The organism is Paenibacillus sp. CECT 9249 (genome assembly GCF_918697855.1).
GTDB lineage: Bacteria > Bacillota > Bacilli > Paenibacillales > Paenibacillaceae > MSJ-34.
This window is the reverse complement of the sequence record NZ_CAKKLI010000031.1, coordinates 22,559-36,810: the sequence shown is the minus strand read 5'-3', so window position 1 is coordinate 36,810 and position 14,252 is coordinate 22,559. Positions and strand designations below refer to the sequence as shown.

Sequence of the window (14,252 nt, the reverse complement as noted above, 5' to 3'; positions counted from 1 at the left end):
GCGAAAATAGTTTGTTTTGCGGCTGGATAAAATAAGCAATGAAATTGCCGGAACGCAGCAACGAAGGAGGCTGCCGTCCGGTTTTTTTCTTCTAAGTTTGGCGTTTGAAAAGTGTTTATTGTGAGATTTGTCACGGTCATGCTTAAATAAAACCACGCCTCGCGGCGGGATCGGATAAAGCGGCGGGCGAAATACAACATACATTTACATGAAGGGGTGTTGATTCATGAATCGCAAATCATTACGAAAGAGTTCCCTCTCATTGGCCGCTCTTGTGCTAATGCTCACCACCGTACTTTCCGCATGCTCGGGCGGGGGCAGTACGTCGGCCGGCAGCGGCGATTCCGGCGACTCGTCCAAAGGCGGAAAAGTGACGCTTACGTTTGAAACTTCGGTCTACGCCGAAGAGCCGCACAAAAAGGCTATTGACGCATTAATCGCCAAATACAACGAAATCAATCCGAACGTAGAAATTAAAGTGCACGGAACCGACTACGAAAATTTCTGGGACAAGCTGACGACGGAAGTCATCGCAGGCCAGCAAGGCGACATCGTGCAAGTGTACCCGGAGAACATTAATACTTACAATTCGCTCGTCGAAGGCGGAGCATTCGTTAATTTGGACGAATATATCAAAGGGAAAGATCTTGAAACCGATTTAGTAGGCCAGGAATTAACCCAAATCGACGGATCGTATTATGCCGTATCCAATTACGCATGGGGAACGACGGGGATTTTTTACCGCAAATCGTTGTTCGAACAAGCGGGCATCAATCCCGATGACGTGAAAACATTGGAAGATTTCAAAGAAGCGGCGGTCAAGCTCGGCAAAGACAATCAATACGGGTTTGCCAGCGTCGTCGGATCCCATCCGTTCGTGGCGTCCGAGTGGTACCGGCTCGTAGCGAGACCGGTGTCCGGCGGAATTTACTTCGCGGACGGAGAAGCGGGACCGTATACGACGGATCGCATCAACGTCAACTCCGAGGCGAATGTATGGGCTGCGAAATGGTGGCAGGATTTTATTAACAATCCGCAAGCGACGCCTCCGGGAACAAGGGACAAAAAAGTAGGGCGCGAGATGTTCTGGAACGGACAAGCGGCCATGAATATGGACGGCCCGTGGTTTATCGGCATGACGAAGGAGCGCGACCAGGCGTTGATGGACGATCTCGGTCTGCTGCCGCAGCCGGTCGTTCAATACAACGGCCAAGATTATAAGCCGAATCCGACGATGTATCCGCTCGTCGCCATGATCTCCAAGAGCAGCAAACATGCGGATGAAGCGTGGAAATTCCTGGAGTGGATGACGACTCCGGAAGCGCAGGCCATTATTTCCGGCTCGGGCATGATTCCAAGCAGCAAAACGTACGCGAATACGGACGAGTACACGAGCGAGAATCCGCTCGCGGCCCAGTTCTTCGAGTATCAGGAAAATCTGTACGGTCCTGCGGTGATGGACCCGCCGATTCCGCAGCAAGGGGCGATGTCCAAAATTTTGGTGACGGCGGCAGAGGATATGTTCATCGGGAAAAAAGACGTGAAGGAAGTCTTGGACAAAGCCGCTACGGAAATGAAATACACGATCGAGTAAAACGGTAAGGCTATCCGGTATCTACTTGCCGGGTAGCCTTCCTTTCAAGCAAAGGAGGAGGATGTATGAGGACATCGACGAATGCCGGAACCGGCCGGAAGTCTATTTTCGGAAACAACCGGACTGCCTATCTATTTATTGCTCCTCTACTCATTTCAATTACGTTAATTTTACTGTACCCGATTGCGAAATCGGCGCTGATGAGCTTGCAATATTGGTTTGTGGCAAAGCCGATACCGGGCGGACATCCGTTTGTAGGATTGGACAACTATAAGAAAGTGCTCAACTCGGGATATTTCTATCAATCGTTATGGATTACGTTTCTCTATATTGTCGTGACGGTCGCGGCAAGATATGTGCTCGGCCTTGCGACGGCCATTTTGCTCAACATTGAGTTCAAAGGAAGGGCCTTGGTGCGGGCGCTCGTCATTATTCCGTGGGCCGTGCCTGAAGTAGTCACTTGTCTCGTCTTTATTTTGATGTTCGACTATCAATACGGCGTAATCAACGATATTTTGATGAAAATGTCGTTGCTTACCAACCCGGTGGCGTTTCTAGGGGATACGCAAACGGCATTATGGGCGGCGATGTTCGTCAACGTGTGGAAAGGGTTCCCTTTCGCCGGCATTATGCTCCTGGCCGGATTGCAAAGCATTCCGAAAGATATTTACGAAGCCGCTACGGTGGACGGCGCTTCCAAGTGGAGACAATTCAAGAGCGTGACGCTTCCGATGCTTCGTCCGATTTCCGTCGTCGTGTTCCTGTTGCTCGTTATTTGGACGATTAAGGACTTCGGAATTGTGTATGTATTGACCAAAGGCGGCCCGAGCCGCGTGACCGAAGTGTTGACCGTGTTTATTTATCAAATGGGCTTCAAAAACTTTGAATTCGGCGTCGCCGCCGCGGGAGGAATGATTCTGCTCATTCTCTCGCTCGCATTCACCGTCTTGTATATGAAAGCGACGAAAGAGGGGGAAACGACATGAAGAAACTGCCGATCTATCTTGCCGCCGTACTGCTCTCCCTGTTTGCCGTCGGCCCGTTTTTATGGATGATGATCACTTCGTTCAAGACGCAAGGGGAAATTTACAGCAACCCTGTGCAATATTTGCCCTCCGGTCTGCATCTGAACGGATACAAAAGCATGTTGAATCCGCATGCCGACGCCAATTTGAATTTTATCAATTGGTTTCTGAATACGGCGATCGTTTCGTTTCTAACGACCTTGTTTTCGTTAATTATATCCGCATTGGGCGCTTATTCGATGTCGCGATTCCGTTACAAGGGGCGGATGACGATCGGGTATCTGATCCTGGTAACCCAGATGCTTCCGGGATCGCTGCTCATTATCCCTTTATATATCATCATGAAGGATCTTCATCTGTTGAATTCGCATTTCGGGCTCGTCATCGCTTACTCGACCATGGCGATCCCGTTCTGCACATGGATGCTCAAAGGATACTTCGACAGCATTTCCGTATCGATCGACGAGGCGGCGATGGTGGACGGAGCCAATCGCTGGATGACGTTCAGCCGCATCCTGCTTCCGTTGACTTTGCCGGGACTGGTTGTGACAGGCATTTTCTCGTTTCTCACCAGTTGGAACGAATTTCTGTTCGCGCAGACGTTTATTAGCGATTATGAGAAATGGACGCTCTCGGTCGGCATTGCCAGCTTCCAAGGGCAATATGTGGTCAATTGGGATTATCTTATGGCCGGTTCGGTGTTTACAACGTTGCCGATCGTCATCGCTTTCTGGCTATTGCAAAAATATTTGGTCAGCGGCATGACGGCAGGCGCAGTCAAATAAATTTGGGACGTAAGGAGAGGTTGTTCATGATTAAAGTTGGAATCGTAGGTATGGGGATTCGCGGAAGTTTGTTCGCCGAGGCGATACGGCAAAATCCGTTTGCGGAGGTCGTTGCCGTGAGCGACGCTTTCGAGCAAACGCTGCAGCGCAGCGTCGATCAATACCAAGTACGGGGTTACGCGAACGTGGAAGACATGTTCGACAAGGAGGAGATGGATGCGGTTGTCATTGCGACTCCGGATTTCCTTCATATGAAGCCCGTTATGCTTGCTGCGGAGAAAGGCGTTCACATTATGGTGGAGAAGCCGTTTTCCACCAGCGTCGAAGAGGCCGAAGAAATGGCTGCCGCCGTTGAACGTTCCGGGGTGAAATGTCTGGTCGCATTCGAAAACCGTTGGAACTCGCCTTTTGTCGCGGTGAAAGAAGCGGTGGCGAATGGTGAAATCGGGAAAATAATTACGGTCAATTCGCGTCTGAACGATACGATTTATGTGCCTACCCAAATGTTGAAATGGTCCAAAGGCTCGACGCCGGGCTGGTTCCTGCTTCCTCATGCCACCGATATCGCATTATGGTTGAAAGAGAGCAAGCCGGTCCATGTGTACGCGGTCGGAACGAAGAAGAAGCTGGTATCGATGGGGCTCGATACGTACGATTCGATTCAGGCCGTCGTCTCCTTCGACGACGGAACGCATGCGACGTTTACGACAAGCTGGATTTTGCCGGAAACGATGCCGCTGATTTACGATTTCAAATATGAAATTATCGGCGAGAACGGAGCGCTGTATGTCGATCTGTCGGATCAAATGGTGCGCAAAGCGGCGAGCAGCTATCAGCATGTGCATACGCTTGGAACGCCGATTAACGGCGCATTGACTTCCGCGCCAAGCTATATGCTGAATTCCTTTATCGACAATATTCGCCTGAACACGACGCCTGAAAGCAATGAAGCGGCGGGCTTGCTCAACACGAAGCTGGTTCATGCGATTCATCGTTCCGTAGAGAGCGGAGCGGTGGAATACTTGTAAGGCGGTCGCCATGAGCGGATGTTCAGCAGAACGGATCGCATGGTTCGGTCACGATGGCATACTGGCCCAAACGGACGAGCTTGAGATGGTGATCGTGCCCGGCTTGGGCAGCCAGGTGACGGCGCTCCGCAGCAAGCGGTTCGGTTTGCCGCTGCTGCGCGAGCCGGCCAGCCTTCGGCAATACGCCGATTCGCCTGTATTATTCGGCATCCCGATCCTGTTCCCGCCGAACCGGATCGCGGACGGAACCTTCACCTACGGCGGGCGGACTTACCGGTTTGATATCAATGAACCGGAGAAGCATAATTTTATCCACGGTTTTGTCCACGAACGTCCCTGGGACGTTGCGGATATGCGCGTGGAAGGAGAAGCGGTTATTGTCTCTACCTTGTTCGATGCCGCGCGTTTTCCCGATGTGATGAGGCAGTTTCCGCATCCGTTTCTTATTCGGATGACGTTCCGGTTGGAAGGCGCTCGGCTTACGATGGACGCGAATATCGAAAATGCCGGTACGGAGGAATTTCCTTGGGGTCTCGGCTACCACACGACGTTTCGCTATCCGTTCCGGCCGGAAGGATCGCTGGAACGATGCAAGCTGCAGGTGTCTATAGGCGAACGATGGGAACTGGACGAGCGCTTGCTTCCGACAGGCCGCCTGGCATCTTGTGTATTGGGGGAATCGGTTCGGAAGTCCATGTTCATGGACGGGGTCGATTTGGACGATGTGTTCCTGGCCGCGCCATCGACGGAAGAGGGCGGGAATCGCGCCGTATTGACCGACTTGCACGCAGGCGTCGAAGTGGAGTACGAGTGCGACGGCCATTGGAAGCAATGGGTGCTGCATAACCGTACGGAAGGAGAACGCTACTTATGCCCCGAGCCTTATACGTGGGTAACCAATGCGCCGAATGTTCCGCTCCCTCCGGATATGACCGGATTGCAGACATTGAAACCGGGCGAAACGAAGCGTTTGCGGACGGCCATTACGGTGAAGGCTGCGTCCGGCGGGAATGTAGGGAATGTTAGTTCGTAAGCGAATATGCCGTTAAGACACCCGATGGGGGTGTCTTTTTTTATGGTGAGGTAACTGGTTTTATTGCGCATAGAAGAGGATACCTCCCTACATTTTGAAGGCGATCGGCGTAGACCTACGCTCTAGTATGGCGCTAACGAAACTCATAATCCTTATTAGGCTCAAAACGAAGGCGTTCCCAATCTAACGAAAGTACGTTTCGCTATTCATTGGAAATCGGCGGTTTTATCGCCTTTTTTCCCTCATTAGCGTCTTTCAGTTTCGTTACTCGAGCAACAAGGTGATTTACGGGCTATTAGCGTGTACACGTTTCGTTAGCCCGCCCGGCGGGTCGTCAAGCGTCCTGGTATTCCGCTTATTATGCCGCCTTCTGTCGATATCCCTTTTACTCAGAGACGTAGAAGGGCGGCGAATCATGAGTTTGTTGCCAACCCGATTGAAACGACATCGCTGCAAAACAAATTTGCCTCATTGAAAAATCGTTTTTCTGAACGAGGGGGATTTCGACAAAAGGGCGGGGGGAGTTCAATAGATCACGGCATTCCGTCAAACTCCCTTTTTTTCGAAGTTTTATCCCGATAATGCTCTTTTCAGGGGGAAAAACCTCGAATTATGGGGTAAATATTTACTAAATGATTTCAGTAATTGTATTTTTTTGCTATTATCGTTTACGCATACGGCAAATTGTTGAAATCATTGCTGGAAATGGGGTTTTCGCATGATTCGGAATGAACGCGGAGCTGCGCTCCCGCTGGTGTTTATTCTATCGACGGCGCTATTTATCATCGGTACCGCTTTGCTTGGCGTGAGCGTGAGTCAGGCCTCGCGTACGATGTTTCAAGAGAAGAAGGAGCAAGCTTTTTACATCGCAAAATCGGGAGCCGATGCGGTCGCGTCATATATGATCGACAACTATAACCCGGTGACGTTAACGGAAAAGGCCATCGACGAGTTGAACCGGAACTTCGGTCAAGAAGTTACGCTAGGCAACGGAACGTTTAGCGCCGAAATCAAAAAAGGGCCTCATGATACGATCGTCATTCATTCGCAAGGGACCGTCGGCAATATAACGAATCAAGTTTCATTGCGACTGGGATTGGACGAACCCAGGGCAAATATGGAAAATGCGATTATGGCCGAGGATTACATCGAAAACACGGGAGGTTTTATGGTGTGCTGCGGTGCCGATGTCGTTGCTCGCGAATCAATTCGTGCCGGTACTAGCAATATAGTTGGAGGAGAACTGAAACCCCAATATAAAGGCGAATTTCCTCCCAAACTCGATTTTCCTAATACTACGGACTGGCCTGAAGTACCGATTGGCGCTGTCATCAACCAATCCGGCTATTATGGGGAGTATAATACTTCCCCGGATCCGTTTACAGCTCAGCCCCCATCCCCTGAAACTTTTGCAATCCATGTTACTGACAGTAAAGATATGCATATCGTTTTTAACGATTTCAAGTCGGATAAGGATCCAACAATCACTATCGGCGGCGGCGGAACGGGGATTATTCATATCTATGCACACAATATCAAGGTGGCAGGCGCTATTACGATTAAAAACTCACAGAAGAAAAAAGTGATACTCCATGTCAGGAATTCAATCGAACTGGCAGGATCGTTCAACCTAGATGGCGTGCTCTTATATGCTCCTGAAGCGGAGTATACGTCTACGAACGGCGCGCTCATATTGACTGGCGCTATGGTTGTCAATAATCTTTCACTCAACGGAGCTAGTACGGTCACCTACGACGCCACTATCGCCAACCTGATCAACGAAACCCGCAAGTTCAAAAGAATCGAATGGAGCGGCGGATAGCCGCGAAGGAAGAAAGTGCGGTGAATAGGGTGAGGATCGACAAGCGAAGGCGGGGGAAGGAACGAGGGTTTACATTGATTGAAGTGTTGGCTTCCATCGTCCTGCTTATGATATTGGTTACCGTGCTGCTCGGTTTTTTCACGAACGGGTTTCAAGCGATCACGGCTTCCGGCGAGCGCAGCGAACGGATGCATACGACGAGGCAAACGATCGAAGCTGCGACGGCGGGGAATGATCATATTTTGAAAGTCGGCACAGGCAATGGCGCTATTACGATTCACGGCGAGTTGGTAGAAAACTTGATTGACGGAACGAAAGGAAGCTATATGACCTTGTTTATTCCAACGCCTCCTCCTTGGGAGCCGGACATTCATTATACGCTAAACGATCAAGTGCGGTACAACAAGGAAACGTATAAATGCATTCAACCTCATATATCTAACGCCGGCAATGCGCCATCGAATTCGACAAATACAAAGATGTGGGTAAAAGTATAGCCGTGCACAGTTCAACGGACTGCGGAAACGGCGTAACGGGAGGACGCATGAGCCATGCGAAAACGGAAACTGGATCAAAAGGGGATCACACTTATCGAAGTGTTGGCGGGAATGGTTCTGCTATCTTTGGTTCTCGGTCTGGCCGTATCCGCCTACGCGTTTGGGGTCGGCGCGTTCGATTCGGCGAACCGGCGCAGCGAGCTGCAAGACAACGTACGGCTTGCTTCCATGGCCCTTACCAACGAACTGCGCTATGCGGAAAAGGTTGAATTGCTTGCTGCCTGCCCCTCTAGCCTAGAGGCCCATTACAACTACATTTGTGTCGATTCCGGCGCGGCAGCCATCGTCCAGCACCGATACAACGAGTCGTCGTCGACTCACGACACCGGTCTCCTCGCAGATACTCATGCAAGCCGTCCGGCCATCTATCAATTGGAATTCAACAAGGATCTTACCGCAAACACATTGCTAACCTATACGATCAAAGCCGATAGCGACCGGAATACGTTTGAAGTGGAGACGAACATTTCGTTGCTCAATATAGAACTGCATTCCGGTTCGATCGTGGCTGCGGGTACGGCGCCGTATCAAGCGATTGCCTACAAAAAGTTGCCATAAAATCCATATTAAACGATGCGACTACTATAAATTCAAGGTGAAAAACGATGAAGAAACCGCGCAAAAAAATCGGCGAATTATTCGTTGAGTCCGGTCTCATTACGCATGAGCAGCTGCAGGCCGCTTTGACGGGGAAAAAGCCGAATCAAAAGCTGGGGGAAGCTCTGATCGAGCTAGGTTTCATTAGCGAGCAAAGACTGATGGAAGTTCTTGAATTCCAGTTGGGCATCCCCTATGTGAGCCTGTTCAAATACCCGATCGATCCGAAGCTGCTGCATATCGTGCCGAAAGAAACGGCGGAGCGAAACAAGCTTATTCCTTTGAAAAAAGAGGGGGATAAATTGTTGGTCGCAATGGCGGACCCGATGGATTTCTACGCGATCGACGATTTACGGCTCTCGACCGGCTTTCAAATTGAAGTAGCTATCGCAACGAAGGAAGATATTCAAAAATCGATTCATAAATATTACGGCTTGGCCGACGATATGGAGGATTTGCTCGGAGCCGAACTGAAGCGGCAAGAGAAGGAAGAGGACGAGGTCATCGACGAGCATTCTCCCATTGTGAAGTTAGTCAATCAACTGATCATTCAAGGTTATCAGCAAAAAGCAAGCGACATTCATATCGATCCTCATGAAAAGGAAGTGCTGGTCCGTTATCGAATCGACGGTATCCTGAGAACGGAAAGAAAGTTTCCGAGACATATGCTGAGCATGGTCGTTGCGAGAATTAAAATTTTAGCCCAACTGAACATTACGGAGTTTCGCATTCCCCAGGACGGGCGAATCAAATTGAATTTGGACGCGAATGTGATCGACCTTCGGGTATCCACCCTTCCGACAGTATACGGCGAGAAGGTCGTCATGCGGATTCTCGATCTGGGAAGCTCCGCGATCGATTTGCAGCGAATGAACTTCCACCCTATCAACTATGAACGATTTATTCAAATGATCGATAAGCCGACAGGCATCGTTCTCATTACAGGGCCGACCGGTTCCGGGAAATCGTCCACCCTCTACTCCGCACTCAATCGTTTAAATACACCCGATGTCAATATCATTACGGTAGAGGATCCGGTAGAGTATCGTCTGGAAGGCGTGAATCAAGTTCAAGTCAATACGAGCGTCGGCATGACCTTTGCCAAAGGGCTGCGGGCCATTCTGCGCCAGGATCCCAACATCGTGATGGTGGGGGAAATTCGCGATACGGAAACGGCGGAAATCGCCGTCCGCGCCTCGTTAACGGGCCATCTCGTCCTAAGCACGATTCATACGAACGATGCGATCAGCACCGTCACCAGATTAATCGATATGGGGATTGAGCCTTTTCTCGTGGCCGCATCGCTGACGGGCGTCGTGTCGCAACGGCTTGTCCGGCGAATTTGCCAAGATTGCAAGACAGCCGGGCCTCCTTCACAGCGGGAGATAGAAATTTGCGAGAAGCGAAACCTGCAAATCGAGACGGTATTCCGGGGCAAAGGTTGCGGCGTATGCAATATGACAGGTTACAAAGGAAGAATTGCCTTGCATGAAATTTTAGTTGTCGACGATGAAATCAGGCGCATGATTATGAACAATCGATCGATGGAAGAGATTCGTGAGGTCGCGGTAAGCAAAGGAACGATTTTTCTCATCGACGACGGTTTGATTAAAGTGATCGAAGGATATACGACGACGGAAGAAGTGTTGCGGGTAGCCATGAGCGAATAGAGGTGGGGTGGGGAAATGGAACGATTGGACAAGCTGCTCCGGATGGCGTTTGAGTTAGGAGCATCCGATTTGCATCTTACGGTGGGCGTGCCGCCGATCGTGAGAGTCAACGGGGAATTGAAGCAGCATGAATCGGAAAGCCTCACGTCGGATGATACCGTTATGATGGCCAAAAGCATCATGACCAAGGAACAGTGGGACATCCTGCAAGAACGGAGGGAATTGGATTTCTCCTTTGGCCTGCGAGGCTTGACCCGTTTTCGCGTCAACGTATATTACCAGCGCTCCAATATCGGCATTGCGCTTCGGCTCATTCCTTCGAACATTCCCGCGCTGGAAGATTTGCATGTGCCCTCGGAGCTGCGCCAGCTTGCCGCGAAAGCGCAAGGGCTCATTCTGGTAACCGGGCCTACCGGAAGCGGGAAATCGACGACGCTCGCCGCACTGATCGATTACATGAACAAACATATGCGCAAGCATATTATTACGCTCGAGGACCCGATCGAATATTTGCATAAACATCAATATTCCGTCATTAATCAACGCGAAATCGGCAACGATTCGCATAATTTTACGAATGGTCTGAGGGCGGCCTTGCGGCAAGATCCGGATGTCATACTCGTCGGCGAGCTTCGCGATCTGGAGACGATATCGATTGCGGTGACGGCGGCGGAGACGGGGCATCTCGTCTTAGGCACATTGCACACTCCGAACGCGCCCGCTACGATCGACCGGATTTTGGACGTCTTTCCATCCGATCAACAGCCGCAAATACGGGCTCAGCTCGCATCCGTCCTGTTGGCTATCCTGTCTCAACGGCTATTTCCCACCATCGACCATAAAGCGAGACGCGTAGCCACCGAATTGCTGATCAACACGAATGCGGTAGCGAATTTGATTCGCGAGCATAAAGTCCATCAAATTACCAATTTTATGCAAACGGGGAAGGCGTACGGCATGCATACGCTGGACATGTCGATGAACGAACTGATCAACCAAAGAGTGATATCGAGAGAAGCGGCCGAACCGTACTTTAGGGAGTTGAAGTAATGGCGCAGTTTAAATATGTGGGACGCGACCGGCTCGGCAAAACCCGCAAAGGCAAAATTGCAAGCGCCGCCAGAAAAGACGCGGTTGTCGAACTGCGCGGCAAAGGCATCGCCGTTTCGGAGATCGTCGAACTGGAAGAAGGCTTGTTTAATAAAGAAATTTCGATAGGAAGCCCTGTCAAAAATCAGGATTTCGTGATCTATCTTAGACAGTTCTCCACGTTAATTGCCGCCGGCGTCTCGGTAGCGGAAGCGACGAAAATATTAGCGCAGCAAACGCAAAGCAAAGCTCTGCGCAAAGCGCTGCTGAACGTGGAGGAGGAGCTGCGCTCGGGCAAGCCGTTGTCCGAAGCGGCGGCCAGTCATGCGAAGATCTTCCCCCCGATGTTCATCAACCTCGTTCAAGCGGGGGAAGCGTCGGGAAATCTCGACGAGACCTTGGAGCGTCTGGCCGTCTATTTCGAGAAACTGCATTATTCGATGCAGAAGGTGAAATCGGCATTGATATATCCGATTGCTATCGCGATTGTGGCGGTCGCTGTCGTCATTTATTTGTTGACGAACGTCGTGCCCACCTTCGCCTCGATGTTCGCCCAATTCAACGCCGAACTGCCGGCGATTACGAAATTCGTTTTGGCGATCAGCGATTGGCTGCAATCTTTTTGGTGGCTCTTGCTGTTGCTGTTGCTAGGCGTCGTTATCGGCGTCGCGCTAATTTTGCAAAATCCTTCGAGCAAATACTATTTGGATTACGCTTTATTGAAATTGCCCATATTCGGGAAACTGGTGCAAAAGTCGGCGATCGCCCGCATGACGCGTACTTTAAACTCTTTGTTTAAAAGCTCCGTACCGATTCTGGATGCGCTGACGATCGTGGAGAAAGTCGTCATGAACGAAGTGATGGTCGGGGTGTTAAAGGAATCGAGAGCATCGCTCGAGGGTGGGAATTCACTGTCGGAACCGATGCGACGGCATTGGATTTTCCCGCCGCTGGTGACGCAAATGATCGCGATCGGCGAACAATCCGGCTCGCTCGATTTCATGCTGGAGAAAATATCGGATTTCTACGACAAGGAAGTCGAGGCAACGGCGGATGCGTTGAAAGGCTTGATCGAACCGCTCATGATCATTTTTCTTGCCGCGATGGTCGGCGGCATCGTCCTGTCGATTATCGTTCCGATGTTCGATATTTTTAACCACGTGAAGTAATCGTCCTTACGGTTATAATGGCAACATTATAATAAACCGAATTATGTAAAATTTTAGGGAGGGATTCACATGTATCAAAAAGCGGTACAAGCAGTGAAAAATGAAAGGGGACTCACGCTAATCGAGCTCCTCGCGGTTGTCGTCATTCTCGGCATTATCGCGGCCATCGCGATTCCGGCCATCGGCGGCCTGATCGACAACAGCAAGAAGGACGCACATGTGGCTAATGCGGTGCAGATGATCAATTCGGCGAAATTGGCGGTACTTGGTGATGATGAGTTTCGTCCGGAAGCAAATGGAACCAAAACAATAACTTTAAAAGAACTTGAAGAAGGTGGCTATCTTGAACCGGTGCGTGACCCGGATGGCGGGACATACAATGTTGATGGTTCATCTGTAACTGTTACAGCTGGGACTGATGCAAGAACCTTTACGTATTCCGTTACACTTACAAATGGCACTCGCGGGATCACTGGTCCAGAAGATGAATTAAAACGTTCAGCCGTGAAATAACACTGCATATTTCATTGGAATTGGGGCCCGTATATGAAGCGTATCGTTAGAAATCAAAAGGGGCTGACCCTGATCGAACTGCTGGCCGTGGTTGTCATCCTGGGAATAATCGCGGCAATCGCCATCCCGGCCGTTGGCGGGCTGATCGACAATGCGAAGAAGGATGCCCATGCGGCGAATGCCATCCAGATGATCGATTCGGCGAAGCTTGCCGTCATCGGCCATCGGGAAGTGCGGCCGCCGGCCAGCGGGGATGTGGTATACATTCCATTGCAGTGGCTGATCGACGAAGGATACTTGGATGAAGCGAAGGATCCGGACGGAGGCCAATACGAGCCGGGCTCGGAGACGTTCGAACTGCGAATCGGAGGGGGCGGAGGACCGTCCGTTCCCGGTACGTACGTTCGGGTTGAGGCCGATGGTCCCAGCCACAAGTTCGGCGCGTTCACCGATAACGGCAAGAGAGGCGTACGCAACGCGGCCGGCAACAACGGAAGCAATGTCGGCGATTATGTCGAGGAGCACAGCATAACGCGGGCGAAAGTACAGAACTGAGCACTCCCCCCCGGACGGGGGAGTGCAATCCTATAAGGGGATGAACGATGACAGCGCTATTTAGCATATTTATATTCGCCGCAGGCCTTTGCTTAGGCTCTTTTTACAATGTCGTCGGGCTGCGGGTGCCGAGAGGCGAGTCAATAATCCGGCCGCGTTCGCATTGTACGCAGTGCCGGCGCACCTTAAGCGCGGCGGAACTGGTTCCCTTGTTTTCGTACCTGTGGCTCCGGGGAAGATGCCGCGGCTGCGGAAAGGCCATATCGCCGATCTACCCGCTCGTCGAACTCGGCACCGCGCTCCTGTTCGCCGTCACGCCTGCGTTGATCGGTTGGTCTTACGAACTGTTCGTCGCCTGGACGCTAATATCTTTGCTCGTCGTCATATGTATTACCGATTTACGCTATATGTTGATTCCCGATAAAGTGTTGCTTGTTTTCGCAATTCTTTTTCTTGTTTTGCGAATCGTTTTTCCTTTGCAGCCATGGTGGGATATGTTCGTTGGAGCGGGCCTAGGTTTTGCGCTGCTGTTTGTAATCGCTGTCGCCAGCAAAGGCGGCATGGGTGGAGGAGATATGAAATTGTTCGCCGTCCTGGGCCTTGTCTTGGGATGGAAAGGGATTTTGCTTACTTTTTTCTTCTCCACATTGTATGGAACGCTTGTCGGCGCCGTTGGAATGATGCTCGGCAAAGTTCGGAGAGGACGGCCGATGCCATTTGGCCCCTTCATCGCATTAGGCGCAATGACCGCTTATCTATGGGGAGAAGAACTGATAGCGTGGTATTTCCAGTTCCTTATGACATAGTGGGGGAGT

At 50.9% G+C, this 14,252-nt stretch carries 14 protein-coding genes; all 14 read left to right on the top strand.

Translation table 11 applies throughout. The annotated features are described in order from the left end of the window. Positions 1–226 precede the first annotated feature (226 nt). Positions 227–1,594 carry a sugar ABC transporter substrate-binding protein gene (locus LQ229_RS18970; protein ID WP_230192572.1) on the top strand — a complete coding sequence of 456 codons (1,368 nt, stop codon included), beginning with the start codon at positions 227–229 and terminating at the stop codon, positions 1,592–1,594. Positions 1,595–1,659: 65 nt separating this feature from the next. After that, a complete protein-coding gene (locus LQ229_RS18965) occupies positions 1,660–2,580 on the top strand; it encodes a sugar ABC transporter permease (protein ID WP_216541353.1) in 921 nt (306 codons plus the stop codon). Further along, positions 2,577–3,404: a carbohydrate ABC transporter permease gene (locus tag LQ229_RS18960; protein ID WP_216541354.1), complete on the top strand. Its 828-nt coding sequence runs from the start codon at positions 2,577–2,579 to the stop codon at positions 3,402–3,404. The genes LQ229_RS18965 and LQ229_RS18960 overlap by 4 nt, the downstream gene beginning before the upstream one ends. A gap of 26 nt (positions 3,405–3,430) precedes the next feature. Then, on the top strand, positions 3,431–4,432 hold the full coding sequence (locus LQ229_RS18955) for a Gfo/Idh/MocA family oxidoreductase (RefSeq protein WP_230192571.1): 1,002 nt from the start codon (positions 3,431–3,433) through the stop codon (positions 4,430–4,432). Between the two features lie 10 nt (positions 4,433–4,442). Further along, the gene (locus tag LQ229_RS18950) at positions 4,443–5,465 is read left to right on the top strand and encodes an aldose 1-epimerase (protein ID WP_230192570.1); all 1,023 of its coding nucleotides are present in this window, start codon (positions 4,443–4,445) and stop codon (positions 5,463–5,465) included. Positions 5,466–6,183: 718 nt separating this feature from the next. Then, positions 6,184–7,287 (top strand): hypothetical protein, encoded by a 1,104-nt coding sequence (locus LQ229_RS18945; protein ID WP_230192569.1) that lies wholly within the window; start codon positions 6,184–6,186, stop codon positions 7,285–7,287. A gap of 20 nt (positions 7,288–7,307) precedes the next feature. Beyond that, positions 7,308–7,784, top strand: coding sequence for a carbohydrate-binding protein (locus LQ229_RS18940; protein ID WP_230192568.1), 477 nt, complete (start codon positions 7,308–7,310; stop codon positions 7,782–7,784). 54 nt (positions 7,785–7,838) lie between these two features. Further along, positions 7,839–8,402 carry a prepilin-type N-terminal cleavage/methylation domain-containing protein gene (locus LQ229_RS18935; protein WP_230192567.1) on the top strand — a complete coding sequence of 188 codons (564 nt, stop codon included), beginning with the start codon at positions 7,839–7,841 and terminating at the stop codon, positions 8,400–8,402. Between the two features lie 47 nt (positions 8,403–8,449). After that, a complete protein-coding gene (locus LQ229_RS18930) occupies positions 8,450–10,111 on the top strand; it encodes a type II/IV secretion system protein (RefSeq protein ID WP_230192566.1) in 1,662 nt (553 codons plus the stop codon). A gap of 15 nt (positions 10,112–10,126) precedes the next feature. Then, positions 10,127–11,161 carry a type IV pilus twitching motility protein PilT gene (locus LQ229_RS18925; RefSeq protein WP_216540751.1) on the top strand — a complete coding sequence of 345 codons (1,035 nt, stop codon included), beginning with the start codon at positions 10,127–10,129 and terminating at the stop codon, positions 11,159–11,161. After that, on the top strand, positions 11,161–12,369 hold the full coding sequence (locus LQ229_RS18920; protein ID WP_216540750.1) for a type II secretion system F family protein: 1,209 nt from the start codon (positions 11,161–11,163) through the stop codon (positions 12,367–12,369). The genes LQ229_RS18925 and LQ229_RS18920 overlap by 1 nt, the downstream gene beginning before the upstream one ends. Positions 12,370–12,438: 69 nt before the next feature. Further along, complete coding sequence (locus tag LQ229_RS18915; RefSeq protein WP_216540749.1) at positions 12,439–12,882, top strand: prepilin-type N-terminal cleavage/methylation domain-containing protein; 444 nt, start codon at positions 12,439–12,441, stop codon at positions 12,880–12,882. Between the two features lie 33 nt (positions 12,883–12,915). Further along, complete coding sequence (locus tag LQ229_RS18910; protein ID WP_216540748.1) at positions 12,916–13,437, top strand: type II secretion system protein; 522 nt, start codon at positions 12,916–12,918, stop codon at positions 13,435–13,437. Positions 13,438–13,484: 47 nt separating this feature from the next. Next, the gene (locus LQ229_RS18905; protein ID WP_230192565.1) at positions 13,485–14,243 is read left to right on the top strand and encodes an A24 family peptidase; all 759 of its coding nucleotides are present in this window, start codon (positions 13,485–13,487) and stop codon (positions 14,241–14,243) included. Positions 14,244–14,252: the final 9 nt, after the last annotated feature.